General features: G+C 57.2%; 22 protein-coding genes and 3 pseudogenes. 10 read left to right on the top strand and 15 right to left on the bottom strand.

What is annotated here, in order from left to right; all coding sequences use genetic code 11:
- Positions 1-6 precede the first annotated feature (6 nt).
- On the bottom strand, positions 7-978 hold the full coding sequence (exbB, locus tag FGE05_RS02185; protein ID WP_139641182.1) for a tonB-system energizer ExbB: 972 nt from the start codon (positions 976-978) through the stop codon (positions 7-9).
- A gap of 186 nt (positions 979-1,164) precedes the next feature.
- On the opposite strand from exbB, the gene FGE05_RS02180 reads away from it, so the two are divergent.
- A complete protein-coding gene (locus FGE05_RS02180; protein ID WP_139641180.1) occupies positions 1,165-2,022 on the top strand; it encodes an SDR family oxidoreductase in 858 nt (285 codons plus the stop codon).
- A 126-nt stretch (positions 2,023-2,148) separates the two neighbouring features.
- Here FGE05_RS02180 and argJ read toward each other — a convergent pair whose 3' ends face one another.
- Complete coding sequence (gene argJ / locus FGE05_RS02175; protein WP_139641178.1) at positions 2,149-3,306, bottom strand: bifunctional glutamate N-acetyltransferase/amino-acid acetyltransferase ArgJ; 1,158 nt, start codon at positions 3,304-3,306, stop codon at positions 2,149-2,151.
- A 363-nt stretch (positions 3,307-3,669) separates the two neighbouring features.
- On the opposite strand from argJ, the gene FGE05_RS02165 reads away from it, so the two are divergent.
- Complete coding sequence (locus tag FGE05_RS02165) at positions 3,670-4,569, top strand: DMT family transporter (RefSeq protein ID WP_139641176.1); 900 nt, start codon at positions 3,670-3,672, stop codon at positions 4,567-4,569.
- Positions 4,570-4,677: 108 nt separating this feature from the next.
- Here FGE05_RS02165 and FGE05_RS02160 read toward each other — a convergent pair whose 3' ends face one another.
- Together FGE05_RS02160 and FGE05_RS02155 are read right to left on the bottom strand one after the other, a co-directional pair.
- A complete protein-coding gene (locus FGE05_RS02160; protein WP_139641174.1) occupies positions 4,678-5,811 on the bottom strand; it encodes a hypothetical protein in 1,134 nt (377 codons plus the stop codon).
- A 379-nt stretch (positions 5,812-6,190) separates the two neighbouring features.
- A pseudogene (locus FGE05_RS02155) lies at positions 6,191-6,634 on the bottom strand (protein kinase); the annotation flags it as partial.
- Between the two features lie 345 nt (positions 6,635-6,979).
- Between FGE05_RS02155 and FGE05_RS02150 the strand changes: the two are divergent.
- The 3 genes from FGE05_RS02150 to FGE05_RS02140 all read left to right on the top strand — a co-directional run bounded on the left by FGE05_RS02150 (position 6,980) and on the right by FGE05_RS02140 (position 10,848).
- Positions 6,980-7,342, top strand: a complete 363-nt coding sequence (locus tag FGE05_RS02150) for a DUF6124 family protein (protein WP_139641172.1) — start codon at positions 6,980-6,982, stop codon at positions 7,340-7,342.
- 295 nt (positions 7,343-7,637) lie between these two features.
- The gene (locus FGE05_RS02145; RefSeq protein WP_139641170.1) at positions 7,638-9,377 is read left to right on the top strand and encodes an ATP-dependent endonuclease; all 1,740 of its coding nucleotides are present in this window, start codon (positions 7,638-7,640) and stop codon (positions 9,375-9,377) included.
- 439 nt (positions 9,378-9,816) lie between these two features.
- Positions 9,817-10,848 carry a hypothetical protein gene (locus FGE05_RS02140; RefSeq protein WP_139641168.1) on the top strand — a complete coding sequence of 344 codons (1,032 nt, stop codon included), beginning with the start codon at positions 9,817-9,819 and terminating at the stop codon, positions 10,846-10,848.
- Between the two features lie 160 nt (positions 10,849-11,008).
- Here FGE05_RS02140 and FGE05_RS30005 read toward each other — a convergent pair.
- A pseudogene (locus tag FGE05_RS30005) lies at positions 11,009-11,230 on the bottom strand (hypothetical protein).
- 471 nt (positions 11,231-11,701) lie between these two features.
- Between FGE05_RS30005 and FGE05_RS02130 the strand changes: the two are divergent.
- Together FGE05_RS02130 and FGE05_RS02125 are read left to right on the top strand one after the other, a co-directional pair.
- Positions 11,702-12,664 carry a hypothetical protein gene (locus FGE05_RS02130; protein ID WP_139641166.1) on the top strand — a complete coding sequence of 321 codons (963 nt, stop codon included), beginning with the start codon at positions 11,702-11,704 and terminating at the stop codon, positions 12,662-12,664.
- Between the two features lie 623 nt (positions 12,665-13,287).
- Complete coding sequence (locus tag FGE05_RS02125; protein ID WP_139641164.1) at positions 13,288-14,154, top strand: hypothetical protein; 867 nt, start codon at positions 13,288-13,290, stop codon at positions 14,152-14,154.
- Between the two features lie 635 nt (positions 14,155-14,789).
- On the opposite strand, the gene FGE05_RS02115 is transcribed toward FGE05_RS02125, so the two are convergent.
- From FGE05_RS02115 to FGE05_RS02090, 6 genes are all read right to left on the bottom strand, one after another.
- The gene (locus tag FGE05_RS02115; protein ID WP_139641162.1) at positions 14,790-15,530 is read right to left on the bottom strand and encodes a hypothetical protein; all 741 of its coding nucleotides are present in this window, start codon (positions 15,528-15,530) and stop codon (positions 14,790-14,792) included.
- A 55-nt stretch (positions 15,531-15,585) separates the two neighbouring features.
- Entirely contained in the window at positions 15,586-15,966 is a 381-nt protein-coding gene (locus FGE05_RS02110; protein WP_014340863.1) for a RidA family protein, read from the bottom strand.
- 34 nt (positions 15,967-16,000) lie between these two features.
- Positions 16,001-18,106: a bifunctional GTP diphosphokinase/guanosine-3',5'-bis pyrophosphate 3'-pyrophosphohydrolase gene (gene spoT, locus FGE05_RS02105; protein WP_055135215.1), complete on the bottom strand. Its 2,106-nt coding sequence runs from the start codon at positions 18,104-18,106 to the stop codon at positions 16,001-16,003.
- 60 nt (positions 18,107-18,166) lie between these two features.
- Positions 18,167-18,430: a DNA-directed RNA polymerase subunit omega gene (gene rpoZ / locus FGE05_RS02100; protein WP_003177259.1), complete on the bottom strand. Its 264-nt coding sequence runs from the start codon at positions 18,428-18,430 to the stop codon at positions 18,167-18,169.
- Between the two features lie 167 nt (positions 18,431-18,597).
- Positions 18,598-19,218 (bottom strand): guanylate kinase, encoded by a 621-nt coding sequence (gmk, locus tag FGE05_RS02095; RefSeq protein WP_139641160.1) that lies wholly within the window; start codon positions 19,216-19,218, stop codon positions 18,598-18,600.
- 12 nt (positions 19,219-19,230) lie between these two features.
- A complete protein-coding gene (locus FGE05_RS02090; RefSeq protein ID WP_139641158.1) occupies positions 19,231-20,094 on the bottom strand; it encodes a YicC/YloC family endoribonuclease in 864 nt (287 codons plus the stop codon).
- Positions 20,095-20,370: 276 nt separating this feature from the next.
- Between FGE05_RS02090 and rph the strand changes: the two genes are divergently transcribed.
- Positions 20,371-21,093 (top strand): ribonuclease PH, encoded by a 723-nt coding sequence (gene rph / locus FGE05_RS02085; protein ID WP_024780256.1) that lies wholly within the window; start codon positions 20,371-20,373, stop codon positions 21,091-21,093.
- 29 nt (positions 21,094-21,122) lie between these two features.
- Positions 21,123-21,491, top strand: a complete 369-nt coding sequence (locus FGE05_RS02080; RefSeq protein ID WP_024780255.1) for a DUF4870 domain-containing protein — start codon at positions 21,123-21,125, stop codon at positions 21,489-21,491.
- Positions 21,492-21,665: 174 nt separating this feature from the next.
- Here FGE05_RS02080 and FGE05_RS02075 read toward each other — a convergent pair whose 3' ends face one another.
- Complete coding sequence (locus FGE05_RS02075; protein WP_013694557.1) at positions 21,666-22,445, bottom strand: exodeoxyribonuclease III; 780 nt, start codon at positions 22,443-22,445, stop codon at positions 21,666-21,668.
- 83 nt (positions 22,446-22,528) lie between these two features.
- Here FGE05_RS02075 and pyrE point away from each other — a divergent pair, with 83 nt between their 5' ends.
- Complete coding sequence (gene pyrE, locus FGE05_RS02070) at positions 22,529-23,173, top strand: orotate phosphoribosyltransferase (RefSeq protein WP_047702586.1); 645 nt, start codon at positions 22,529-22,531, stop codon at positions 23,171-23,173.
- A gap of 187 nt (positions 23,174-23,360) precedes the next feature.
- Here the strand turns inward: pyrE and argB are convergent, their stop codons facing one another.
- From argB to dut, 3 genes and pseudogenes are all read right to left on the bottom strand, one after another.
- Positions 23,361-24,266 carry an acetylglutamate kinase gene (gene argB, locus FGE05_RS02065; protein ID WP_053192101.1) on the bottom strand — a complete coding sequence of 302 codons (906 nt, stop codon included), beginning with the start codon at positions 24,264-24,266 and terminating at the stop codon, positions 23,361-23,363.
- A 27-nt stretch (positions 24,267-24,293) separates the two neighbouring features.
- Positions 24,294-25,697: pseudogene (locus tag FGE05_RS02060) on the bottom strand (phosphomannomutase/phosphoglucomutase); the annotation flags it as partial.
- A gap of 250 nt (positions 25,698-25,947) precedes the next feature.
- The gene (dut, locus tag FGE05_RS02055) at positions 25,948-26,403 is read right to left on the bottom strand and encodes a dUTP diphosphatase (protein WP_047702584.1); all 456 of its coding nucleotides are present in this window, start codon (positions 26,401-26,403) and stop codon (positions 25,948-25,950) included.
- Positions 26,404-26,408 lie beyond the last annotated feature (5 nt).

Here is a 26,408-nt window from a genome sequence, read left to right as displayed (position 1 = left end):
GGCCGATTACCCCACCTTCACCATGTGCGGTTGCGAGCTGCGCTCGGTCGGCTGGTGGTCGAGGTCGCGGCTCACCAGCAGCAGCACTTCGGCCGAAGCGTCGGACACCTGGGCCTTGTAGCCGGCGATGGAGCGGGCGAACACGTTGTAGATGACCACCGCAGGAATGGCCGCCACCAGCCCGAGGGCAGTTGCCAGCAGGGCTTCGGCGATACCGGGGGCGACGACGGCGAGGTTGGTGGTCTGGGTCTTGGCGATGCCGATGAAGCTGTTCATGATGCCCCACACGGTGCCGAACAGGCCCACGAACGGCGCCGTGGAACCGATGGTGGCGAGAACGCCGGTGCCGCTGCTCATGTTGCGGCCACAGGCGGCCACCAGGCGTTCGAGACGGAAGCTCACGCGTTCCTTGATGCCTTCCTTCTCGCGGCTGTTGGTGGACAGGCGCATTTCTTCCAGCGCGTCGTGCACCAGCAGGTTGGCCAGGGTGCCTTCCTTCGCCGCCGTGGCGCTGGCTTCCTTGAGGGTAGTGGCTTTCTTCAGGGCCGCGATCTCACCGCGCAAGCGACGCTTGGCGCCCATCAGCTCGAAGCCCTTGGCGATCCAGATGGTCCAGGTGATGATCGAAGCGATCGCCAGGCCAATCATCACCAGTTTCACGATGATGTCGGCGTTCTGGTACATGCCCCATGGGGACAGGTCGTGGGCCATGCCCAGGGAGTTGTCGGCTTCGAGCGCCTCAGGGGCGCCGGCTTCCACGGCTTGGGCCGGCTCGCCGACTACTGGCGTTGCGACGGGGGCAGCAGCTTCGGCAGGCGCCTGGGTGGCGGCCGGCGCGGTGGCTGGGGGCGTGGCTGGCGTCTGTGCATCGGCGAACGCGGCGGTCGGTGCCAGCAGCAGGCTGAACAGCAGCGCTGCCATGGCGCCCCAGGCGCGAGGTCGGTTGGTTGGCGAAGCGGAGGATAGAGAGCGATTCATGCTGGCCGGACCTGAGAGTAAAGAAGTCGATGTTCTTCCAGGCCTCGTGAGGCCGAGAACAAAAGTGGGGTGCATTATTGCAAGTAATTCTTGTTAACAAAAGTAATAGAGTATCTTTTTTTCCTGCATTCCTAGCCGCCCGTCTCTTCCGCGCGCTAGTCTGCGGCTTTACCCGAGGAGAGCTTGATGTCCGTGTCTTCTGTTTTGATCGCCGGTTGCGGTGATATCGGCGGCCGCCTCGCCAGCCAGTTGCTGGCTGAACATTGGCAGGTCTATGGCTTGCGCCGCTCGGTTTCGAGCCTGCCGGCGGGCGTTATCGGGGTGGCGGGGGATTTGTTCAGCGCGCAATGCCCAGCCACCTGGCCGACCGGGTCGCTGGATTACCTGGTTTACAGCGCCGCCGCCACCGACCATGACGAAGCGGGCTATCGGGCGGCCTATATAGAAGGGTTACAACATGTGTTGGGCTGGCTGAAGCAGCACGGCCAACAGCCCAAACGGCTGCTGTTCGTGTCCAGCAGCAGCGTGTACGGACAGAAGGCGGGGGAGTGGGTCGATGAAACGTCGCCCACCGAGGCCGGCGGCTATTCCGGCCGGTTGATGCTCGAAGCCGAGCAACTGGCCCTCGACAGCGGCATCCCGGCCAGCCGCGTGCGCCTGACCGGCATCTACGGCCCGGGCCGCGAATGGCTGTTGAGCCAAGTGCGCCAGGGCTACCGCGTGGTGGTCGACCCGCCGCTGTACGCCAACCGCATCCACGCCGACGACGCCGCAGGCCTGCTGGCGTTTCTGCTGGAAGCGGATCGCCAAGGCAAACCCCTCGACGACTGCTACATCGGCGTCGACGATGCCCCCGCCGCACTCGCCGATGTGGTGGGCTGGCTGCGCGAATACATGGGCGTCACCGAATGGGCTGAAGACGCCAGCGTGCGCCGCGCCGGCAGCAAGCGCTGCAGCAACGCCCGGGCCAAAGCCCTGGGCTGGACCCCGCGCTACCCGAGCTTTCGCGAAGGCTATGCGGCGATCCTGGAAGGGCGCTGCTAAAAGGCCAATGGGCCGACGCAGGCCCCTGTGGGAGCGAGCCTGCTCGCGAAGCGTCGGCACATCGGACACGGATGCTAGCTGACCCATCGTTATCGCGAGCAGGCTCGCTCCCACATTGGTTACGCTTCAGGTCGTGTAGTCGGCATTGATCCGGATATACCCTTCCGACAGGTCGCAACCATAAACGGTGAATTGCCCTTGGGCGATGTTCAGGTCAACCGAGATCAACACTTCCTTGCCTTGCAGGTAACCTTTGACCGCCAGTAACCCGGCCTCGTCCAACTGGCGCGGATAGGCCTCGGTTTCGCCAAACACAATGCGGACCTTGTCCGGATCGATGTCCTGCTCCGCCTCGCACTTGCCGATCGCCATGGCCACGCGTCCCCAGTTCGGGTCTGCGCCATGTACGGCTGTCTTCACCAGCGGCGAATTGACGATGGCCTTAGCCACACGCTTGGCTTGCGCATCGTCACGGGCTCCCGTGACCTGCACCTCCAGGGCCTTGCTCGCCCCTTCGCCGTCCGAGGCAATCATGCGCACCAGCCCCAAGGCGATGTCGTAAAGCGCTTGCTCGAACGCCACCAGGTCCACCTCGCCAGCCAGCCCGTTGGCGAGGATCGCCGCCGAGTCGCTGGTGGAGGTATCGGTGTCGATGCTCAAGGCGTTGAAGGTTTTGTCGATGACCCGACGGAACAGCGCATCCAGCACATCGGGGGCAATCCTGGCGTCGGTGAAGAAGAACGTCAGCAGGGTCGCCATGTTCGGCTCAATCATGCCGACACCCTTGGCGATGCCCACCAGGCTTGCGTTGCCAACCGTGCGCGCTGCGTACTTGGTGTGGGTGTCGGTGGTCATGATCGCCGCCGCGCAGCGTTGGAAATCGGCAGGCTGCGATGGCGGCACGTCACCCAGGAAGGCGCGGATCTTCTCCATCGGATACTGGCGGCCGATCACGCCGGTCGAGGCGATCACCAACTCCTGCGGGTCGACGTCCACCGCCCGAGCCAACCCCGTGCGCACCTCCTGGGCATTGGCCAGGCCTTCGGGGCCAGTGGCGACGTTGGCATTGCGCGCAATTACCACCACGCCCCGTGCGGTATCACGCTGCGCGACTTCGCGGGATAAAGTCACACTTGGGCCGGCGAAGCGCGACTGGGTGAACACGGCACTGATGCTGGCCGGCACGTCGGAGATGACAGCCATGAAATCGTCACGGCTGTCCTTGATACCCAGGTTGGCGATGATGCTGCGAAAGCCCTTCGGCTGGATGTGCGTGTCGCTCATGTCAGGTCCTTTAGATGGATGATTGTTTCCCTACTGGCGATCCGGCTTGCCGGTCGGCGGCAACGGTATCCTGTCAAGCATCACGTTGCCAGCGGCAACATTCCTCCAGGGCCTTGACTTGGTTGATTGAACTCGCCGAGCATTCTTCGCGGTCATGCATGGAGAGAACTTCCACACGATTCACCCTCTCTTTTTTGCCACCCCGTACTGGAATCTCAAGAAGGCCCATCGGATCCTGCTCTGCGACGCGGACTATGCCGCAACGACTGCCGGGTTTGGCGGGATATGCATCTCCTCTAATTTTGCGTCGTCGATGTGGCCGACCTCTATCGAACGACCCAACCGCGACAGGGACCGTCATCCATGCAAGCCAGTTTCAGCAAAGGCGTCATCTTTGCACTCTCCGCCGCTGCACTGAACGCAACAATCGGTGTGCTCAGCAAAGTGCTCATGAGCAATGGCTTCACCGCCAGCAGCGTTGCCGTCATCAAGACCTTCCTGGGTTGCCTGTTGCTCTCGGCCTTGTTGCTGTTCCTCAAGCGCCCGGCGACAACGGCCAAATGGACCCAGGCGGCGATCTGCGCGTTCCTCGGCATCTTCGTGCTGTTCCACTTCGAAACCTCTGCCTATCGGCATTACGCCGCGGCGGGCGTCGTGGTGATGCTGATGGCCAGTGCCTCAATCTCCTCGATTGTGCTGGGTCGCATATTCCTGAAAGACGCCATCACCGCAAACGCCACCGTGGGCGCCACGCTGGCGATTGCCGGCATCGCGGTGATCTTCGGCGCCGACCTGCAACAGGGCTTCACCCTCCAGGGCGCGGCACTCGCGTCCATGGCCGGCTGCGGCTACGGGGCGTTTTCGGTGGCGATGAAGCGGATGGGCGTGTCCGGTGGGCTGCACTTCACCCGTCAGTTGCTGTTCTTCGGCAGCCTGTATCTGCTGATGCCGGCGGCGGCCGACGGCTTCGTGATCGGCGAGTTGTCGCCCCTGGCCATTGCCGCTCTGCTGGCGCTGGCCGCGCTGCCGACCATCCTCGGCTTTTTCTGCACCACCAAGGCCATCGAGTACCTCAAGCCTTCCCAGGTGCAAGCGCTGGAACTGACCGAACCGTTGTTCGCCGCGCTGCTGGCGTTCGTGGTGCTCAATGAAGTCCCGCGTGAAAGCCTGTACGTGGGCGCGGCGCTGATCATCGTTGGGCTGTGCTTCTCCAATGAGTTGATCCGCTTGGGCAAGAAAGCGCCTATTCCGTCGGGTGTGTGAAGGTCGCCGGGGCTCTTAGCGCAATCAACGCTGGGGCCAAGGTGCGAACTTGGCCTTTTGCTCAAGAGGTTGCGAGGTCATTCCGCTCTGGCTCGCTTCCCACGAAAACTACATCGCTCCTCGGCGAAGTTCCTCAATCGCTTTTTGCAAACCTTTGGAATCGGCGGCCATCGCCTTCTCGGATGACTCATCAGGCTCCAGCTTTCTCATCACCGCCATACTCTTATCATCATAGATAAACAGCTGTGCACCCGATGGCAGGGTTACCGTACGAGCGACTCTGGAGTTATCTCCGAGAGTAGGTGGTGGAGTCGTATCAACAACGCCTCCAGCATCAGGTTGGCTGGACTGCCCATGTGTATCTGATCGACCTAGACTTTTCACGCCCTCGCTCAAATCCCTGGCAAAAACGGCAGAGCACCTGGCTCTCAGTACGGCCGGGACCCTGGCTTCGCCAATACTTTCATACAGATCGAGGCACAGATAAAACTGATCATCTACGCCGATAACCGAGCCAGCAATTTTCTCGACACTGGCTGCAACCACAGCCATTACGTCCTTGTTGATCTCGCTCGTGCTTGCCAATGTGGAGGCGCTTGATCCAGAGGTCGTAACAAGCGATTTCCTCGCCTCCTTCAGCGCAGCCTCAATGGAATCAATCGACGCTTTCAACTGCTTGGCTTCATCCGTCGCTGGATCCATACCCTTGTACTTCGCATTCGCCGCATTCAACTGGGTGGTCAGTTCAAGCACAGCGCCCGCTCTGTCTGCTGTCGCTGAGCCGCTCAGCGTTACGCTTGGGCTACGGACAACCCCTGTGAGTTGTTCAATCGCCATGAGAGCGACAGTGTTGCGCTGGTTCCGGGTGAGCATCATCCGGTAGGCGCTCGGTGTAATGCCGGAGTTACCGTAGGCTTGGCAAATACTGTAAAGCTGATCCCTCAACAGCTGGATCGAATGGGTTCGCAGGCCGATACTTGCCCCTGATTCCTGGAACGCGGCCGCCAGTGCAGCCACATCCGCTTTTTCTGCGGATAACGAACCGGCCAACGTTTTGAGCGCATCCGGGCTGGGCTCGGGGCACAGCACCTCGGTTTTGTTGCCATCTCCATCCACCCGAGTGGAGTAGGTCAGCAACCGCTCGTCGGCCTCAAGAACCCGGGACTTCTGATAAGGCGCGCATCCTGTCAGTAAGCAAACAGCCACAACCACGGATGACCAAGTCACGTTAATGTTAATCATGATCTCTTCCCTAAGAAGGCGAGGGGGCTCAGGAGGTTCTGCACGCCCACTCGCAGAGTAGATGGCAAATTGCCGCCTCGCCAATCCCTTGGAAGGCGATGCCAGCAAATACCGTCCCCATTCCGAAATACGTTCAGCAGGCAGGCGGTCAGCAATCTGGTATTCGAGCGGGATCGCAAACCGAGCGCTGGCTAACGTCGAAGCGCAATAGTCACAACACCACCACCCCACCCTGTGGGAGCGAGCCTGCTCGCGATGAGGCCGGAACACTCGATGTTGATGCAACTGACTATTCGCATCCGCGAGCAACTCCGTTCCCAAAGTTTTTGATGGTTGGCTGACAAGTACTGCCTCTTCCGCTTTTCTCGCCCCAGCCCCCTCACCACCAGGACGAAACACCTCCCAGGGCATCACGCAACTGAGCCGCGCCAATGTTGCGTCGCCCCGGATCAAGCGCTAGGGCCGTTCGCAACGCCGGCCAGCAGCGCCTGGGCAGGTTGGGTGGGGCCTTGAGCCCGTGTTCCAGCCCGTCATCGCGGGCCTGAATTGAAGGCAGGCGGCGGAACGGATGCCTGCCGCTCGCCAGTTCATACAACACGCAAGCCACGCCATAAACATCGGCACTCGCCGACAGCGGCGAGCCGTCCAATAGCTCGGGCGCGGCATAGCCTGGGGTCCATGCGTTGAGGCGGTTGCGATTCAGGTGGGGAAGGTCTTTCAAGGGACCTTCCGTTGCCAGGCCCAAGCCGAAATCGAACAGACGCACGCCGTCTTCGCTCAGCATCACATTGCTTGGTTTCACATCGCCGTGCAGGCCGTCCCGCCAGGGCGGGACTCAGAGCCTGACTGCCGTGCTTCCGACAGGCCACGCATCCTTGCGCCTTTACCTACAACTACGCCAGAATCCGCCCGCTTGTGCGCCATGTCCCTAGGCTCTATCGTTTTCCTGCCACTGCCCATCAGTGGTCGGGTTTAGTAGCCCGGTAATACACATGGCTGCATGAGCCTCATCAATCAGGCGTTCGCCTGCATTCGATGGTGGCTGTGCGCATGGCGCCTTCGGGCGCGCCGGGCTTTGTGTATTTCACCGGTCTACTAACTTGCGCACAGCTGCCGCCTTTTCGTTTAGTAGCGAGACGGTTGCGGCCCTACTAGTGGAAATATACGAATGTTCAAAATAACTCCGAATCCTCCAGAAGCAGACCCAACCTCCCCCCACATCGATGGCATCAATGCCCAAAAAGTCGATGCCGCCGCCAAACGTGCCCTAGATTTCTACCTGTTACCCAAACAGACAAAGCCCAAAGCGGACACTCAACCGGGCCAGCTATTCACCGTCGTAGAAGAAGTCGACAACGAATGCCTGCTCGCCAACCTCAGCGAAACCCTGGCTTCGGCTGATGCCATGGTCAGTGATCTGGCATTCGAGCTGGACGGCTCACGTCGTCACGTCGCCCTCGGCATTCAGCAACTGATCGAGCTGAGTTCGTTGCTGGCGAACCGGGCGCTGGATAATGTTGAGCCGCGGTAGAGGTTAGCTTCTAAATAAAAACCCGGCGCATTGCGTCGGGTTCACATAATCCACAGCTGTATTATTGTTGAATTTCTGATTCATACAGACGTTCTTTAGCGACTGCTGTCGGCCAAAAGCGGACATACGATAGGCTCGAAAATATCTGTCTTGTTTCTTAACCCTGCCCGACGAATGGGAAGGCGAGAGAGTGATATTAAATTGACATACTGGTAAATGCGGGCTCACGATCGGTACTGATCTACAGGGAGCGTAGACGTGGCCTTGGATCATTACCGTGTCTGAGGATTGCAAAATGGCAAAGCAGAAAGCAGCTGTTTTGGAAGCAGTTTCGTTAACCGCGCCAGATTCGCCCCGTCCACGCCTACACAAACTTATAATTAAAAACTTTAGGTCTATCGGCTCAGAACCTGTCGAAATAGAACTTGACGATATAGTTGTACTCGTTGGTGCGAATAACGCTGGAAAAAGTAGCATTCTAAAAGCGTATGAAACAGTCATGTCTCATGGTTCAAATGACGGAAAATTAAATATTCAAGATTTTCCAAGCGGCATGGTTGACGTGGAGAGGCTTCCAAATATTGAATTGCAGACGATAGTTTTTGATAAAGCCCCCGGAGACCGCTGGCTAGGCTTGCTACCGAATAACGAATATTTAGTCAGGGAACAATGGACTTGGGAAAATCCTGGCAAAGACCCTATACGCCAAGGTTGGGACGTCCAAAAAGGAAGTTGGGACAAGCAAGTCCCTTGGGGCGCACCTAATATAGCTAATTCAAAAAGACCAAGGCCTCATCGAATTGATGCTTTTGCTTCTCCCGACGACCAAGCCACTGAAATTTCAAAATTAATAACATCACTATTAAAGGACAAGTTAACGAAAATAAAAAGCGATCCCGAACAAGAAAAATCTGACTATGAATTGGTAATAGAAAAAATCAGAGACCTGCAAACAAAAGCAGTGGCAGCGACAGATAAAGAGGTCAAAGTAATCGAGGCCGAGATCTCCAAATATCTAGACAAATTATTCCCCAATCACCACGTCATGTTTGACGCTAAGCCTGAACTGGACATTGAAAAGGCCTACACTCCCTTCAAGGCCACTACAGATCTTTTAATGGGGCCAAAAGATGGATACTTGTCGGGTATCGCAAATCAGGGAAGTGGAGCCCGTCGAACGCTCCTGTGGGCGGCATTAAAGTATCTCTCGGAAGTAAATGATGGCGAAGGAACCCGGCCACACGTTTTGCTTATGGATGAGCCAGAGATCTGTTTGCACCCTTCAGCTATTCGAGAGGCTCGCGCTGTACTTTACGACTTACCTCAAAGCGGTAATTGGCAGGTAATGATTACATCTCATTCGCCAATATTTATCGATCTATCTCGGGACAATACGACAATAGTTAGAGTATTCCGTGGCGAGAATGAAAATGTTAAAAGCACCACATTATTTCGCCCTGAACGAGCAAGACTAGATAGCGACGACAAGAAAAATCTGAAGATGCTCAATATTTGCGACCCTTACCTTAATGAATTCTTTTTTGGCGGTCGACAAGTAATTGTTGAAGGCGATACTGAATATACTGCATTTTCGATAATAAGAGACATGTATATCGATGAGTACAAGGACGTACAGATTATACGCGCTCGCGGCAAGGGGATAATCCCTTCAGTCGCTAAAGTGCTTCTTCAGTTTTCTAAACAGTTCACTATTTTGCACGACACTGATTCTCCCGAGACAGCCAAAGGAAAAGCCAACCCTGCCTGGGGAATGAATAAAACTATCCAATCGGTTTTTGATTTGGAAAATGCCAAGGGAAAAGTTCGGCTAGTCGCTTGTAAAACCTGTTTTGAAACAGCACTTTTTGGAAGCGAAGAGAAAGATGAAAAACCGTATCGAGCATTCGTGAAAATTCAAAACGATCCCGAAGCTGCGAACAAGGTTAAAGCACTTTTGGATTTTCTTTTGGATCCTGGTAAGCCAAAGCCAGAGAATTGTATTGAATGGAAAAAAGTCGAAGACTTAGTAGCGTAAAGTACTCTGCCATTACGCATCAATTTCCTTGATGCGTAATGGGGATTTACCCGAGTTCATAGTGACGTAGATTGTCAACTTTTGGCCGATTGCTGCTTGTCGCAGAAAGGTACTATCCGACCCACGGGTAACGTTCGTCGATTGAACAACGGTATCGATGGCGGGGCCTTTGGACCTCAAGACCTGAAACCTTGGTCGAGAGCTACACAAAAAAGGGGACTGACCTTAAAAAATTCAGATGGGGTGAGTTACGTGTCACCAAGACAGATTTGACCTGTAGAAAACTATCGCGGCGGCCGGACGATTGATCGGCAGCGCAGCAGCGAACCAAGTCATAGCAACAAGGCTGCCCAGCGCGGGCTTGAGGGAAGTTTTTGTTAGTCAGGCATCAGGTATCTTGCTGCCTCAATGCGCCGCGCGGTACTAGGGAGGGAGATAGATGTCCGGGAACAACGCGCCGACGTTAGATAAGGCGAAGATTCTTGAAAACGCGGTGACCTCAATCCAGCTGGGAATTGAGGACTATCAATTCACTCAGGGAAAAACCGGAAACCCACTCCGAGCTGTATCAGCCGCTCGTAATCTGTTCGCCGGTGTACTTCTACTATTCAAATACAAGATTTCAACTCTAGCCGATTCCCCGGAGCACGCGGCGAGCCTGATCTACAAGGCCAGGAAATTCAAACCATGCCGCACCGATGACGGAATGATCCAATGGCGCCCCGAGCTTGAAAGAAACAAGACCATCGATGTAGCAGACATTCAGCTTCATTTCGAAGGGTTGGAAATACGGACTGACTGGAAAGCGATTAACGCTTTGCAAACGTGCCGGAACGATCTTGAACATCTGCATCCAAAACACCCATTGGAAGACATCAACAAGTTCTTGCTTGACCTTTTCCCGCTCCTGAGAGATTTCATCACGCACGAGCTTTCGGAGAACCCAGCAGCCCTGTTAGGTAGTACATGGGAGGTGATGCTCAAAAATCATGAGTTCTTCGCTCGCAACTTGGATGAGATTCAACGCCATTGGGCAGAGCTAGGGGTTATGGAGCATACACGCGAACTACTTAAGACTTGCGTATGCCGCGCTTGCGGGTCTCCATTGCTCGAGCCTAACCGTGAGGATCTCGAGGCGGGGATGCCGTTCGACTACTTTGAGTTCCGTTACAACTGCGTTGCCTGCAACCAGACCGATCTGCTTATTGAATTAATGGCTGAGGAGCTACGACTCGCGAAGGAAGACCCTTTCAGCGAGGAGGAGGTTATTACAGACTGCGGTAGTTGTGGCGCACCTATGTTTGACTTAACCGAGGGCCACTGTCATCTCTGCGGGTATAGCTATCAACCACCACGGTGCGGAGGTTGCAATCGGACGCTTGAAGGTTACGAGTCAGAGAATGGGGTGCTCTGCGATAGGTGCTCAGAGTATGCCCATTACAATGATGAGTATGAGCCAAACATAAGCTAGACCATAACCGGCGGACGCTTCCGAAAACTGAGAGCTCAGTGACTGTCCGCTTCTGGCCGATAGCTGACGCTCACGAACGACCGTGTTCGGCCGATTGCTTCCTGCCAGCACCTCCTTACGCTGCCGGAGTTGGGATCCCCTGCTGCAAACCTGAGATGGCTTAGGCTTGGTCGGAACTCGAACCCTTGAGTTTGGCTAAGCCCTGTTTAATGTAGCCGGCGTTTTCACCAATCGTGTCAAGCGCGCCACGAACGTTATTCCCTACCTATGACGAGCCTTGCTGCTCTAGGTGTAGTGTCAACTCCATTAAAGCTGCCTCCAAGGCCAGCTGGTTGGAGTACATCCTCTCAAGTACATCGCACAGCGAATAATCATCAGGCATGGCGTCGGCTTCCTCCAAACGAGATAGAAGCATAGTGCCGGTAGTGCCCTTGGCAGGCAGTGATTTCAACGTGCTTAGAAATTGCTACAACGCGAAAGGATTATAGCGGCTGAGTCAGGGAGGCCGGGGTTCTGGGGAAGGGCTCCTCCCAATCCATCATCGGGGGTACGGAAAAGCGAAGGCTGAATGGGGGGTAGGGACATGGCGTAATTAGGCCAATACGGGGGATGGAGGATATTTTGTCAAAGGACTTACCTTGAAGGCGCTTTTCACTTCCTATCAAGCCGCAAATTTGGATAGCCGCTAAAATTTTAAGGCGATCACTGAGACAGATATATGCCACACAATGGTCGCCTGCGTGTTCAGCGACCAGGGAAATTCAAAAGCATCAGGCAAAACACGCATTCGAGCTAAAAAGAAGTACAATGGTGGCTTACTGCTATCTATGATAGGTTTTTCAGGGAAGACAATATGAGTTCGAAAATATTAGGCGTAGTGATGTGCGCCATGCTTTTTGCGGTGGGTGCTTTTGCGACGTCCTCTATTGCGAAGGAGCAAGAGAGGAAGGTGATTGCTGCTTCAGTCCATAGTGGCGTTGAAACTAAGCAAAATCCGAAATTTGATTATCAATCAGATAGTGATTCCGAAAGTGGCATCGAACGCGTAAAGAGAGAGGCGGCTTTAGCATCCGAGTTGGCTATCCTTAAAGAAAAAAACTTAATAACAGCAGAGTTTCAGAGCACATTTATAACTGTCGTTATTTGGGCGCTTGGAGTAGCTGTCAGTATTGTACTGATTTTAGTAACGGCTAGCTTTTTTACAAGTTTTAAAGTTCATGAGCGCGATATTAAGCGGATTCAAGAAGATTATGCTGCAAAGCTTGAGGTTTTTAATTCCGAAGTTGACTCAAAGCTTGAAAGGGCAAGTAGAGAAATTGATACTAAGCATGAAGCAAGAAGTCAGCAGGATCTCGATAGGATGTTGGCTCACGCTACAGAGATTCGATTTCAGTTCGACCAATTTCGAACTGCACTAGAGGAGAAGGTTTCAGAGATGTTGAAGTCAGCTGCTCGAGCTGAAGTTAATTTTGATAAGATTCAAGAACACCAGCTCAGGACTGCTACAGAGATAAGTAGATTGGAAATCAATATTTGGGAGTTGAAGAAAGTCCCAGGCAATGTACTAATTGCTTCAGTTGAGGGGTTGAATTCTGCAATAAAAAGGAACGATGAATGGAGTATCGATAACTTCGTAAAAAAAATCAAAAAAGTACTGACGGAGGATTTCGTTGCCACGCAAAGGCAAGTGACTGCTTTTTCGGTGGATTTTTTATCCAAGTGCTTGGAGGAACTAAGAAAATCTCGACCCGAGGAGGCTACTGAGATATCGACGATGCTCGCTTCCTGCGTGCAAGAAAAAAAGGAAGATAGTTGAGTAGTTCGAAAGATCGTAATAACAGGATTCAGGACAGATTGATCAGGTGGCGATGACAGAATCTGTTCAATTCGTATTTGATAGCTTGAGGAGTGTGCCTGATGGCAACGAAAATTACTTCCTTCATGGCGGCTTTCCGCTTTGCATATTAGTCTTGAAAACCGGCGAACGTGAGAACGTTCTTACGGTGGATCTATGTTTTCAACCAGATCGATCTGTCCTTCAATGCACTTCGTTGGGGTAGTGGGGATAAGTGAGTTGCCCAAAAAAGCTCCGCAACCCAGCTAGGCATGCTTGTCCTGCCTAGGTTACGTTCGGTCGAAAATAGCAGTGTTGCGGAATTTATATCAATACAACCTACTGATTGATAAGTAAAATATTGTGGATTGCAAATCCGCCTACGCCGGTTTGATTCCGACCTCGGTCTCCACTCTTAGAAACCCTGTAGATTAGCGTCTACGGTTTTATTGGGCGGCATAAAGTATGCCCTACAGGCATCTTATGTCGCCCCTAAAATATTGTTGTGTAATAGGCATTAACAGTGGTGGGATTGTCGTGCATCATGCGAACGAGCCTAGCTTACAAAATTTTGTATTTTTTTATGGAAGTGAGAAATATATCATATGGATAAGAAGAGTAGTCAAACTGCTGACGGAGTGGTAAAGCTTCTGTACGGAATTGTTTGTAGCGCTGTCGTAGTAGTGTTTGCTGTGTTTTCTTTTTACTTTTACAAATTTGGTGCCTACTCTTTAAGTGCGGACCGTGGTGATTGGGGCACGTTTGGCGACTATTTAGGTGGTACCCTCAATCCGATTCTAAGTTTTTTTGGGTTGATCGCCTTGCTTTTAACCATCGTGTTGCAAGGGAAGGAGTTGGAGTTAACAAGGCGAGAGCTACAGCGTTCCGCAGAGGCGCAGGAGCGCACGCAAGAAGTGCTTGATGAGCAGTCTAATACGCAGATAAAACAACAGTTTGAGGGCACTTTTTTTGCACTACTTGATCAGCATAATCGCTTATTGAGTGATATCAGCAAATCGAGCGTTCTGTATGAGTCGATAATAGAAAAAACGCTTTTGAACGCTACCGCAACTGGAGTGGGTATTGCTGACGGTGGTGATCAGCATTATTTTATTTTTCGGAAAGTAATTAACTATATTAATATAGCTAGGGAGCTCCTTAAGTTTAACTTTTATAACGCCCCTGGTGGTGATATTGGCCCATCCTATATAGGTAATCTTGAAGAGGCTCCCTATCCGACACGAAGTGAGCGGGTATATGCGGATATTGTCAAGGCTCATCTGACTGATGAGGCTGCTATTCTTATTTCAATTTATGGGGCTTATGAGGCTAGGTTAGATGACCCTCTGGGATCTTTGTATTCACTCGTAAAAAGATATGATATAGCCCAAGAAATTCGAATCCTGCCTGATAGTCCCTTTCTTGAGATCCTGCTTGAGATTAACGGCGAATACCAAGACGAGTATTCCTAACCCCTATTTTTCTTGGTCCAAATTATTCTTGAGTTCCTAAAAAGCCGCTCCATAAACCGCATTCCACACTACAGAAAAGGGGACAGATTTATTTTTCTATCACTGTCCGCTTTTGGCCGATAGCAGCCTTCCGCGAAGGGCTGCTTCGGGTCGAATCCGTTCAGTCATCTCTGGTTTCCTATGATCTGGTTATTCCAGTTATTCGGGGTTGACGGAGGTGACAACGTTGACCAAAATTGACCAACAGCTCAGTACAGCTCGCAGGTAATTTTTAGAACCTGCTCGGCGGTCCTGGGCTTTTTTTTGCCTGAAGAAAAAGCACAAGAGCGGCCGCTGGAGGCGCAACGATGGCCCTCAATGACCTGCTCGCGGGCAGGAAAGCTGGGAAGAGATTACGAATGGCGACTTCCATTTTGATATCGATTAAAAACTGTCGACATCAAGCTGGGTATGCACATCACTATCCTTGCGTTGAACAAGTTAGCCGATGTCATTGTGTTGGGCGCGCCTCTTACAAATTAGCTTTGTAGCACTCCGAGGCATGTGGGCAGAAAGGTCAAATTGGTGGGCACTGAGCTTCGTGGTGACGGAGGCGCCCGCCGCTGAAGCCGGCGGGCTAGTGCAGAGGGAGCAGGCTACTGCTTTTCCAACACCCACTGCCGAGGCCCCGCCGTATACGACGGTATCTCATCCGCCAACGACGCATTCACCGTCTGGAAGATTTCCAGCTGCTTCCCATCGCGAGCAAAGATCCAAGTATTCCCATGGCCTTTCTGCTGCAGCCAGATGGTGTCGTTGCCGTTGCTCATGGTGGCGCAGTCGCCTGCCAGGCATAGGGCGTAGCGGTCGGCGCCCGGCAGGCCGCTGACTTGGCCGTCGGGTTGGAACTGTACGGTGGCGCCTTGGCCGGGGCCGTTGACGATGTTCCAGGTGCCGTCCAGGTAGGCGGCGTACAGCGCTCGCTCGAAACTGGCACCGATGGGGGCACCTTCTGGGACCTGGACTTGTGCGCGGTTGAATACTTGCTGTGGCTCGTTCTCGGTGGCGGCCTGGCTCAGTTGGTTGCCGTCGCGCTTGAGTTCGCTGGCGGCGCTGCCGTAGATGTCGACTTTCCACAGGCCGTCTTCTTCGGCCAGCAACTTGCCTTCGACGTTTTCAAAACCGTTGGTGTAGCGCGCCTGACCGGCTCGGGTGTTGATGTCCCATTCCAGGTTGGGGCCATAGGCCTGCAGCGCTTCGCGCAGGGGGCCACCCTTGGCGGCAGCGTCGATGGCGGCCTGGTTGATCCAGGTGCCGCTGATGTCACGGTCGGCAGGGTCGCTGGCGCAGCCGGCCAGGAGGAGGGCGAGCAGCGGGAGAGCAAGCGCTTTGCGCATGGTGGAATCCTTTCAAAACGAAAACGGCGCAGCGGGGGACGCTGCGCCGGCCTTGTTACTCGATGACCAGGATGGCATCCATCTCGACCTGCGCGCCCTTTGGCAGGGCCGCTACGCCAATGGCGGCGCGGGCAGGGTAGGGCTGGTCGAAGTACTTGCCCATGATCTCGTTGACCTTGGCGAAGTGGCTCAGGTCGGTGAGGAAGATGTTGAGCTTGACGATGTCCTTGAACGACCCGCCGGCGGCCTCGGCCACGGCCTTGAGGTTTTCGAAGACCTGTACGGTCTGGGCTTCGAAGCCTTCCACCAGCTCCATGGTTTTCGGGTCCAGGGGGATCTGGCCCGACATGTACACGGTGTTGCCCGCCTTGATCGCCTGGGAATAAGTACCGATGGCGGCCGGGGCCTTGTCGCTGGTGATGACGGTTTTGGTCATGTATGACTCCTTGTAATGGCTGGGCTATTGGGGGTTATGCGCGCATGCGGGTGATGCGGATAACGCCGGTCAGGGCTCGCAGTTTCTTGATCACGCGGGCCAGGTGTACGCGGTCGTGCACGCTGACCACCAGTTGGACGACGCTGATGCGGCCGTCGCGCTCGTCCATGCTGATTTTCTCGATGTTGCCGTCGGCGGCGTTGACGCTGCTGGCCAGCAGGGCGATCAGGCCACGCTGGTGTTCCAGCTCGACCCGCAGCTCGACGTTGAATTCGCCGGTGACATCCTTGGCCCAGGAGAGCTGGATGCATTTTTCCGGGTTGTGGCGGATTTCGCTGATGTTGCGGCAGTTGTCCAGGTGCACCACCATCCCCTTGCCGGCAGACAGGTGGCCGACAATCGGGTCGCCCGGGATCGGCGTGCAGCACTTGGCGTAGCTGAGCACCAGGCCTTCGGTGCCGCGGATCGCCAGTGGGCCTTCAGGGCTTGGCAGTTGTTCGCCTTCGCCCAGCAGGCGGCGGGCGACGACATAGGCCATGCGATTGCCCAGGCCGATGTCTTCGAGCAGGTCTTCGACCAGTTCGAGGCGGTATTCCTGGAGCATCGCTTGCACGCGCTCGGCCGGGACTTTTTCCAGCGAGCTGTCGAAACCGTTCAGCACCTTGTTCAGCAGGCGTTCGCCGAGGCTGATGGATTCGGAGCGGCGTTGCAGCTTTAGGGCGTGGCGGATGTGGGTGCGGGCCTTGCCGGTGACCACGAAGTTGAGCCACGCCGGGTTCGGCCGCGCACCGGGGGCGCTGACGATTTCCACCGTGGAGCCGCTTTGCAGCGGTTCGGACAACGGTGCCAAACGACGGTTGATCCGGCAGGCGATGCAGCTGTTGCCGACGTCGGTGTGCACCGCGTAGGCGAAGTCCACCGCCGTGGAGCCTTTGGGCAGCTCCATGATCCGGCCTTTGGGCGTGAAGACGTAGACCTCGTCCGGGAACAGGTCGATCTTGACGCTCTCGATGAACTCCAGGGAGTTGCCGGCCCGCTGCTGCATTTCCAACACACCCTTGACCCACTGTCGGGCCCGAGCGTGGGTGCTCTTGGGTTGTTCGTCACCGCTGGATTTGTACAGCCAATGGGCAGCGATGCCGTTGTTGGCCATTTCTTCCATTTCACGGGTACGGATCTGGATCTCGATCGGTACGCCGTGCATGCCGAACAGCGTGGTGTGCAGCGACTGGTAGCCGTTGGCCTTGGGAATCGCGATGTAGTCCTTGAAGCGTCCCGGCAGCGGTTTGTACAAATTATGCACAGCACCCAGCACGCGGTAGCAGGTATCGACCTTGTCGACGATGATCCGGAACGCGTAGACGTCCATGATCTCGTTGAAGGCCCGGCGCTTGCCGCGCATTTTCTTGTAGATGCCGTAGAGGTGTTTCTGCCGCCCGCTGACTTCGCCTTCGATGCCGTCGATGGCCAGGCAGTGGCTCAGAGACTCTTCGATCTTGTTGACGATTTCCTTGCGGTTGCCCCGGGCGCGCTTGACGGCCTGGTTGATGCGCGCCGAACGCATCGGGTGCATGGCCTTGAAGCCGAGGTCTTCGAATTCGATGCGGATCGCATGCATGCCCAGGCGGTTGGCGATGGGCGCGTAGATTTCCAGGGTTTCCTTGGCGATGCGTCGGCGTTTTTCGCCGGACAGCACTTCCAGGGTGCGCATGTTGTGCAGGCGGTCGGCGAGCTTGACCAGGATCACGCGAATGTCGCGGGCCATGGCCATGGCCATTTTCTGGAAGTTTTCGGCCTGGGCCTCGGCCTTGGTCTCGAAGTTCATCTGGGTCAGTTTGCTGACCCCGTCGACCAGTTCGGCCACGGTTTCGCCGAACTGCGCTTGCAGCGCTTCCTTGGCAATGCCGGTGTCTTCGATCACGTCATGGAGCATGGCCGCCATCAGGCTCTGATGGTCCATGTGCATGTCGGCAAGGATGCCCGCCACCGCGAGCGGGTGCGTGACATACGCCTCGCCGCTGCGGCGGCGTTGGCCGTCGTGGGCTTGTTCGGCGTAGAAGTAGGCTCGGCGGACCAGATTGACCTGGTCCGTGCCGAGGTAGGCCGATAAGCGATCGGCGAGGGCGTCTATGCTCGGCATGATGATGACTCCTGCCGTTTGCTGTGACCCCGCGCCGTGCTACGTCGACCAGGCATAGATTTAGACCGCCTCGTTGGACTCGTCCTCGAACGCTGCGAACAGCGGTTCGTCTTCAACGATTTCAGCGTTGGCGATGAACTCGTAGCTCATCAGGCCTTCGGCGATTTCACGCAGCGCTACCACGGTAGGCTTGTCGTTTTCCCACTGGACCAATGGCTCTTTGCCGCCGGTGGCCAGTTGACGGGCACGCTTGGTAGAGAGCATGACCAGCTCAAAGCGGTTTTCCACGTGTTCTAGGCAGTCTTCAACGGTTACGCGGGCCATGGTATTCCTCGGAGCGAATGCGATATGCGCGCTGCCCGGTTGGGCGAGCGGACTCGACAGTTTAAAAAAACACCAGCGTTTAGGGAAGCGCTGATTTTTTAACCAAACCCCTCGGCGCGCTGCAAGTACCAATGTAAAGCCGTTGCAGCGGTTTTGGGAAGGGGCGGTCAGCCCAGCAGTTCGGCCAATAATTTACCGAAACGTTGCTGCTGGCGTTTCTGTTGCAGCTGATTGGCGCGGAAAACCGCCTTCAGGTCGTTCAGCGCGTGGGCGAAATCATCGTTGATGATCAGGTAATCGTAGTCCACGTAGTGGCTCATTTCGCTGACGGCTTCACGCATCCGGCCTTCGATAATCTCGTCGCTGTCCTGGCCACGGTTGTTCAGGCGCTGGCGCAAGGCTTGCTGGCTCGGTGGCAGGATGAAGATCGAACGGGCCTGTGGCATCAGCTTGCGCACCTGTTCGGCGCCTTGCCAGTCGATTTCCAGGATCAGGTCGTGGCCTTCGTCCAGGGTCTGCTGCAAGTAGCTCTGCGAGGTGCCGTAGAGGTTGCCGAAGACTTCGGCGCGCTCCAGGAAGTCGCCGTGCTCGGCCATCTTCACGAACTCTTCGCGGTCGACGAAGTGGTAGTTCACGCCGTTCACTTCACCCGGGCGCATGGCGCGGGTGGTGTGGGAGACCGAGACGCGGATCTGCGGCTCGGCGTCGATCAGGGCCTTGACCAGGCTGGTCTTGCCGGCGCCCGAGGGCGCGGAAATGATGTAGAGAGTGCCGGTGCTGTGGGTCATGTCGGGTTAGCCTTACTCAATGTTCTGCACTTGTTCGCGCATCTGCTCGATCAACACCTTGAGGTTGACCGCAGCCTGGGTGCTGCGCGGGTCGAAGGCTTTGGAGCCCAGTGTATTGGCTTCGCGGTTGAGTTCCTGCATCAGAAAGTCCAGGCGGCGACCGGCCGCACCGCCGGACTTGAGCACCCGGCGGACTTCGATGATGTGGGTACTCAGGCGATCCAGTTCTTCGGCCACGTCGCTTTTCTGCGCGAGCATGACCATTTCCTGTTCCAGGCGCTGCGGATCCAGCTCGGCCTTCATGTCGGCGAAGCGATCCAGGACTTTCTGGCGTTGGGTGGCGAGCATCTGCGGAACCAGTTCGCGCAGGGTCGCCACGTCTTCTTCGATGGAGGTCAGGCGCTCGTTGATCAGCCGGGCCAGTTCCGCGCCTTCGCGCTCACGGCCGGCCTTGAGTTCCTTGAGCCCCTGGTTGAACAGCGCCAGCGCCTCGGCGTTCAGGGCCTGGGGATCGCTGGCATCGCCCACCAGCACGCCAGGCCAGGCCAGAACTTCCAGCGGGTTCAGGGCGGCGGGGTTCTTGATCAGGCTGGCAACGGTTTCGGCCGCTGCCACCAATTGCGCGGCGCGCTCGCGGTTCACTTGCAATGGCTTGCCGGTGCTTTCTTCGGTAAAGCGCAGGGTGCATTCCAGCTTGCCCCGGGACAGGCCCTGGCGCAGTGCTTCGCGCACGCCGCCTTCCAGGTCGCGGAAGGACTCGGGCAGGCGCAGGTGCGGCTCCAGGTAGCGGCTGTTGACCGAGCGCAGTTCCCAGCTCAGGGTGCCTTGGGCGCCGGCCTTTTCGACGCGGGCGAAGGCGGTCATGCTGTGCACCATGGAGGTTCCTCGCAATGCAGGCCGGGCACGACCGGGGTCGTGGCGCCTGGGGTCTGTGGATAAAAAGCCGACGGGCAGCAAAGGCGCAGGATTGTAGCGCAGTGAGGCGCGTGCCCCCAAACCGTGCCTGTGACAAAGCGCTGCAACCCGTCGGGCGGGCCTTTGAGCGGCATGCGGCGCGGCGGTTTCAAAGCGTCGCGACGTTTTAAACTGCCCTAGGACGATTCGCGGCTTTATAATGCCGGCAGTTTTCCGTCCTCTGTACAGGTGTTCCCTATGAAACGTCCAAGTGGTCGCGCTGCCGATCAGCTCCGCTCGATCCGCATTACCCGCAACTACACCAAACACGCCGAGGGATCCGTACTGGTCGAATTCGGTGATACCAAGGTCATCTGCACCGTCAGCGTCGAAAATGGCGTGCCACGGTTCCTCAAGGGCCAGGGCCAGGGCTGGTTGACGGCTGAATACGGCATGCTGCCGCGCGCCACCGGTGAGCGGAACCAGCGCGAGGCCAGCCGTGGCAAGCAAGGCGGGCGCACCCTGGAAATCCAGCGCCTGATCGGCCGTTCGCTGCGTGCTGCCCTGGACATGTCCAAGCTGGGTGACGTGACGCTGTACGTCGATTGTGATGTGATCCAGGCCGACGGCGGCACCCGCACCGCGTCCATCACCGGTGCCATGGTGGCCTTGGTCGACGCCTTGAAGGTGATCAAGAAGCGCGGCGGCCTCAAGGGCGGCGACCCGCTCAAGCAGATGATCGGCGCGGTGTCCGTAGGCATGTATCAGGGCGAGCCGGTGCTGGACCTGGATTACCTGGAAGACTCCGCCGCCGAGACCGACCTGAACGTGGTCATGACCAGTGCTGGCGGCTTCATCGAAGTCCAGGGCACAGCCGAAGGCGCGCCGTTCCAGCCTGAAGAGCTGAACGCTATGCTGGAGCTGGCGAAGAAAGGCATGAGCGAAATTTTCGAACTGCAAAAGGCCGCCCTGGCCGATTGATCCACAGCGCTTCAGACAAGGAGAGCGTCATGAGTGATGAACAAGTGCTACTGCCCCAGCCGGACAGGGAGGCGCGTCAATGGGCGATGTTTTGTCACTTGTCCGCCTTGTCGGGCCTGGTGATTCCGTTCGGTACGCTGATCGGGCCGCTGGTGCTCTGGCAGATCAAGCGCGAGTCCGATCCGTTCATCGATGCCCAGGGCAAGGAAGCGCTGAACTTCCAGATTACCGTGGCGATTGCCTCGCTTATCAGCTTCCTGTTGATGATCGTGGTGATCGGCTTCTTCCTGTTCGGGCTGATCGCCATCGGCGCGCTGGTGTTGACCATCATCGGCGGGATCAAGGCCAATGAAGGGCAGCCGTACCGATACCCGTTTACCTGGCGGTTGATCAAATAACGATCAACGCATGGCCCGTGTGGGAGCGAGCCTGCTCGCGATAGCGGTGGATCAGTCACATCAGTGTTGAAGCCCATTCCGCCATCGCGAGCAGGCTCGCTCCCACAGGGGAAAGGGATTGCCCACAAAAAAACCGACAGTGCTGTCGGTTTTTTTGTGGGTGCGAAACGATGCTTAGATCGTCAGCGTCCAGTCGTAATCCACGATCAGCGGCGCATGCTGCGAGAAGCGTGGCTGGCGCGGCAAGCGGGCGCTGCGCACGAAACGGCGCAGGCCGGGCGTCAGCAACTGGTAGTCGAAGCGCCAGCCGAGATTGAGCATCTCGGCCTGCTCGTTGTCCGGCCACCAGCTGTACTGATCGCCTTCGCGGCTGACTTCGCGCAGGGCGTCGACATAGCCCATGTTGCCGATGATCTCGTCCATCCAGGCCCGTTCAGGCGCCAGGAAACCCGGGGACTGCTGGCTGTCGCGCCAGTTCTTGATGTCCAGCTTCTGTTGCGCCACGTACAGCGAGCCACAATAGATGTACTCGCGACGTTTGCGCCGCTGCTTATCCAGGTAACGGGCGAAATCGTCCATCAACTTGAATTTCTGATTCAAATCTTCATCGCCGTTCTGCCCCGATGGGAGCAATAAGGTCGCGATGCTGACCTTGTCGAAATCGGCCTGCAGGTAGCGCCCGTAGCGGTCCGCCGTCTCGAAACCGAGACCGTTGATGACAGCCTTCGGTTGCAGCCGCGAGTACAGAGCCACGCCACCCTGGGCGGGGACTTCGGCATCGCAGGCATAAAGGAAGTAACCATCCAGTTGGAAGGCTGCATCGTCCAGTTCAAAGGCGGAGGCGCGGGTGTCCTGCAGGCAGATGACGTCGGCATTCTGTGCTTGCAGCCAACTGAGCAAACCTCGCTCCACTGCAGCCTGAATACCATTGACGTTCACACTGATGATCCGCATAAATGGCCCCAAAAATCACGTGCGTGTATGATACACGCCGTGTACCTATTTAGCTAAATCCGCGGTATTTGAGGCTTTTTTTCATGCAGGCGTATCAGCGCGATTTCATTCGCTTTGCCATCGATCGCGGGGTTTTGCGCTTCGGTGAGTTCACCCTCAAGTCCGGGCGCACGAGCCCGTACTTCTTCAACGCCGGCCTGTTCAACAGCGGTTCCGCCCTGGCCCAGTTGGGTCGTTTCTATGCGGCGGCCATCGTCGAGAGCGGGATTCCGTTCGACGTGCTGTTCGGCCCGGCCTACAAAGGCATCCCGCTGGCCGCCACCACCGCCGTCGCCCTGGCCGAACACCACGACCGCGACCTGCCCTGGTGCTTCAACCGCAAGGAAGCCAAGGCCCACGGTGAAGGCGGTAGCCTGGTGGGCGCGCCGCTGACCGGTGACGTGTTGATCATCGACGACGTGATCACCGCCGGCACCGCCATCCGCGAAGTGATGCAGATCATCGCTTCCCAGGACGGCGCCAAGGCCGCCGGTGTGCTGATCGCCCTGAACCGTCAGGAACGTGGCAACGGCGAGCTGTCGGCGATCCAGGAAGTGGAGCGCGACTTCGGCATTCCGGTCATCAGCATCGTTTCGCTGACCCAGGTCCTGGAGTTTTTGGCCGACGACCCGCAGCTCAAGCAGCATTTGCCGGCGGTCGAGGCTTATCGGGCGCAGTTCGGCGTCTGATCGGCTTGCACAATCCCCTGTGGGAGCGAGCCTGCTCGCGATAGCGGCGGATCAGTCAACATCAGTGTTGAAGCCCATTCCGCCATCGCGAGCAGGCTCGCTCCCACATGGGGTATTTCGCAGGTGGCCGGTGCAAAAAAAAGACCCCGCTCAGCCAGGCTGAGCGGGGTCTTTTTTGGGGTGTGGCTTATGGACGCTTGCGATTGCTGATCAACGTACCCACGCCAGTGTCGGTGAAGATCTCCAGCAGGATCGCATTCGGCACCCGGCCGTCGATGATCAGCGAGCTGCCGACGCCGCCTTGCACCGCTTCCAGTGCGCAACGGATCTTCGGCAGCATACCGCCGTAGATGGTGCCGTCCGCGATCAGATCGTCGACCTGTTGGGTCGACAGACCGGTCAGGACCTTGCCCGACTTGTCCATCAGGCCGGCGATGTTGGTCAGCAGCATCAGCTTTTCAGCTTTCAGTGCTTCGGCGACCTTGCCGGCCACCAGGTCGGCGTTGATGTTGTACGACTCGCCGTTGGCGCCCACGCCGATAGGCGCGATCACCGGGATGAAATCGCCCTTGACCAGCAGGTTCAGCAGGTCGGTGTTGATGCCGACCACTTCGCCCACATGGCCGATGTCGATGATTTCCGGCTGGGTCATTTCCGGCGTCTGGCGGGTGACGGTGAGTTTCTTCGCCCGGATCAGCTCGGCATCCTTACCGGTCAGGCCGATGGCGCTGCCGCCATGACGGTTGATCAGGTTGACGATGTCCTTGTTGACCTGGCCGCCGAGGACCATTTCCACCACATCCATGGTCTGCGCGTCGGTGACGCGCATGCCATCGATGAAGTGGCTTTCGATCGACAGGCGCTTGAGCAGGTCGCCGATCTGCGGGCCACCGCCATGCACCACCACCGGGTTGATGCCCACGGCCTTCATCAGCACGATGTCGCGGGCGAAGCCGGTCTTCAGCTCCTCGCTTTCCATCGCGTTGCCGCCATATTTGATCACCAGGGTCTTGCCGACGTAGCGTCGGATATAAGGCAGCGCTTCGGACAGGACCTTGGCGGTGTTGGTGGCGGCTTCGCGTTCGAGGGTCATTCAGGGCTCCAGTGGCGCTTCAAAAAATCAAAACGGTAGTTGAAGATCGGGTGCAACACGTTTGAGTTGGGTGTGGAACACATCCTTGATGCGCTGCAGCTCGGCTTCGTTATCGGCCTCGAAACGCAGGACCAGCACCGGTGTGGTGTTGGACGCGCGAACCAGGCCCCAGCCGTGGGGATAGTCGACCCGCACACCGTCGATGGTGGTCAGTTCGGCCCCTTCGCCCCATTGAGCGTCGTGCAGTGCATCAATGATGCTGAATTTGCTCTCTTCGGTCACATGGATATTGATTTCTGGCGTAGAAATATCGTTCGGGAAGGTCGCGAACAGGTCTTCGGCGCTGGATTTTTCCTTGCTGAGGATCTCCAGCAGGCGTGCGGCGCTGTAGATGCCGTCGTCGAAACCGAACCAGCGCTCCTTGAAGAAGATGTGGCCGCTCATCTCGCCGGCCAGCAGCGCGCCGCTTTGCTTCATTTTTTTCTTGATCAACGAATGGCCGGTCTTCCACATCAGCGGACGACCACCGTATTCCTTGATCAGCGGCACCAGGCGACGGGTGCATTTAACGTCGAAAATGATCTCCGCATCGGGGTTGCGGGCCACGACGTCCTTGGCGAACAGCATCAGCAGGCGGTCAGGGAACACGACGCTGCCGGTATTGGTCACCACGCCCACGCGGTCGCCGTCACCGTCGAAGGCCAGGCCCAGGTCGGCGTTGGTTTCCTTGACCTTGGCGATCAGGTCTTCAAGGTTTTCCAGCTTGCCCGGGTCCGGGTGATGGTTGGGGAAGTTGCCGTCCACCTCGCAGAACAGCGGGATGACCTCGCAGTTCAGGGCTTCGATCAGTTGCGGGGCGATCACGCCGGCCGCGCCGTTGCCGCAGTCGACCACCACTTTCAGGCGACGGGCCAGCTTCACGTCCTTGACGATTTCGTCGCTGTAGCGCTCGAGGATATCGACCTTGGTGACGGTGCCCTTGCCGCTGCTCAGGTCGTTGGTCTTGAGACGGGTGTGCAGGGCCTGGATCTGCTCGTTGGCGAGGGTGTCGCCGGCGATGACGATCTTGAAGCCGTTGTAGTTCGACGGGTTGTGGCTACCGGTAAGCATCACGCCGGATTTGCCGGCCAATACGTTGGCGGCGTAATACAGCGCTGGGGTCGGGACCAGGCCGACGTCGCTGACGTGGCAGCCACTGTCGGCAACGCCCTTGATCAGCTGCTCGACCAGCTCGGGGCCGGACAAGCGGCCATCGCGGCCGACGCACACGTTCGGTTCGCCCTGGGCCAGGCTCTGGGAGCCAATGGCGCGGCCGATCCAGTAGGCGGTTTCGCCGGTCAGGGTTTCCGGCACCACGCCACGGATGTCGTAGGCGCGGAAGATGCTGTCAGGAAAGATCGGTGCGATTGCGGCTGGGGTGTTCATGGGCGGGACGCTCTATTCAGAAGTGACTGGACAGGCCGACGATCAGCGTCGGCAGGCTCAAGCTGAAGGGTATGACGGCGTTTTTGACAGAGAGTTCGTGGTGGGAAAATGCCATGAGACAGCGTTACCCTGGCCTCGCTCGCCTAATACCTTGATTCCGGATGGGAAACCTAGCAGAAAGCCATTGCGCATTTTTTGCCCTGAAACAGAAGCTTAATAAACCGGCCGGGCGGCATGCCCGGCCCGATCCCGCCTGTCAGTGACTGCCGGAGTGCCCGAAACCGCCTGCGCCGCGCTGGCTCTCGTCGAACTCCTCGACCAGTTCGAAGTGGGCCTGGACCACCGGTACCAGCACCAGTTGGGCGATGCGTTCGCCCACCGCGATGTTGAATGCCGTTTGACCACGGTTCCAGCACGACACCATCAGTTCGCCCTGGTAGTCGGAGTCGATCAAGCCCACCAGGTTGCCCAGCACGATACCGTGCTTATGACCCAGGCCCGAACGCGGCAGGATCAGCGCGGCCAGGCCCGGATCGCCGATGTACACCGACAGGCCGGTGGGAATCAGCAGGGTCTGGCCCGGCTCCAGGACGGTGTCCTGCTTGAGCATGGCCCGCAGGTCGAGGCCGGCGGAGCCCGGCGTGGCGTACTGCGGCAGTGGGAATTCGTTGCCGATGCGAGGATCGAGGATCTTGGCTTGTAGAGCGTGCATGGAAA

Origin of the sequence: Pseudomonas sp. ICMP22404 (genome assembly GCF_006227205.1) — a bacterium.
GTDB lineage: Bacteria > Pseudomonadota > Gammaproteobacteria > Pseudomonadales > Pseudomonadaceae > Aquipseudomonas.
Note: the sequence above shows the minus strand (reverse complement) of the source record. Positions and strands in the feature narration are given on the sequence as shown.

Bases quoted from the DNA above. Each gene is read 5' to 3' on its own strand.
- argJ (WP_139641178.1), bottom strand. From the start codon at position 3,306: ATGAGCGACACGCACATCCAGCCGAAGGGCTTTCGCAGCATCATCGCC.
- gmk (WP_139641160.1), bottom strand. From the start codon at position 19,218: ATGACCCACAGCACCGGCACTCTCTACATCATTTCCGCGCCCTCGGGC.
- FGE05_RS02075 (WP_013694557.1), bottom strand. From the start codon at position 22,445: ATGCGGATCATCAGTGTGAACGTCAATGGTATTCAGGCTGCAGTGGAG.
- exbB (WP_139641182.1), bottom strand. From the start codon at position 978: ATGAATCGCTCTCTATCCTCCGCTTCGCCAACCAACCGACCTCGCGCC.
- FGE05_RS02080 (WP_024780255.1), top strand. From the start codon at position 21,123: ATGAGTGATGAACAAGTGCTACTGCCCCAGCCGGACAGGGAGGCGCGT.
- FGE05_RS02180 (WP_139641180.1), top strand. From the start codon at position 1,165: ATGTCCGTGTCTTCTGTTTTGATCGCCGGTTGCGGTGATATCGGCGGC.
- FGE05_RS02130 (WP_139641166.1), top strand. From the start codon at position 11,702: ATGAGTTCGAAAATATTAGGCGTAGTGATGTGCGCCATGCTTTTTGCG.
- FGE05_RS02140 (WP_139641168.1), top strand. From the start codon at position 9,817: ATGTCCGGGAACAACGCGCCGACGTTAGATAAGGCGAAGATTCTTGAA.
- dut (WP_047702584.1), bottom strand. From the start codon at position 26,403: ATGCACGCTCTACAAGCCAAGATCCTCGATCCTCGCATCGGCAACGAA.
- argB (WP_053192101.1), bottom strand. From the start codon at position 24,266: ATGACCCTCGAACGCGAAGCCGCCACCAACACCGCCAAGGTCCTGTCC.
- spoT (WP_055135215.1), bottom strand. From the start codon at position 18,106: ATGCCGAGCATAGACGCCCTCGCCGATCGCTTATCGGCCTACCTCGGC.
- FGE05_RS02150 (WP_139641172.1), top strand. From the start codon at position 6,980: ATGTTCAAAATAACTCCGAATCCTCCAGAAGCAGACCCAACCTCCCCC.
- FGE05_RS02165 (WP_139641176.1), top strand. From the start codon at position 3,670: ATGCAAGCCAGTTTCAGCAAAGGCGTCATCTTTGCACTCTCCGCCGCT.
- pyrE (WP_047702586.1), top strand. From the start codon at position 22,529: ATGCAGGCGTATCAGCGCGATTTCATTCGCTTTGCCATCGATCGCGGG.
- FGE05_RS02145 (WP_139641170.1), top strand. From the start codon at position 7,638: ATGGCAAAGCAGAAAGCAGCTGTTTTGGAAGCAGTTTCGTTAACCGCG.
- FGE05_RS02115 (WP_139641162.1), bottom strand. From the start codon at position 15,530: ATGCGCAAAGCGCTTGCTCTCCCGCTGCTCGCCCTCCTCCTGGCCGGC.
- rpoZ (WP_003177259.1), bottom strand. From the start codon at position 18,430: ATGGCCCGCGTAACCGTTGAAGACTGCCTAGAACACGTGGAAAACCGC.
- FGE05_RS02160 (WP_139641174.1), bottom strand. From the start codon at position 5,811: ATGATTAACATTAACGTGACTTGGTCATCCGTGGTTGTGGCTGTTTGC.
- rph (WP_024780256.1), top strand. From the start codon at position 20,371: ATGAAACGTCCAAGTGGTCGCGCTGCCGATCAGCTCCGCTCGATCCGC.
- FGE05_RS02090 (WP_139641158.1), bottom strand. From the start codon at position 20,094: ATGGTGCACAGCATGACCGCCTTCGCCCGCGTCGAAAAGGCCGGCGCC.
- FGE05_RS02125 (WP_139641164.1), top strand. From the start codon at position 13,288: ATGGATAAGAAGAGTAGTCAAACTGCTGACGGAGTGGTAAAGCTTCTG.
- FGE05_RS02110 (WP_014340863.1), bottom strand. From the start codon at position 15,966: ATGACCAAAACCGTCATCACCAGCGACAAGGCCCCGGCCGCCATCGGT.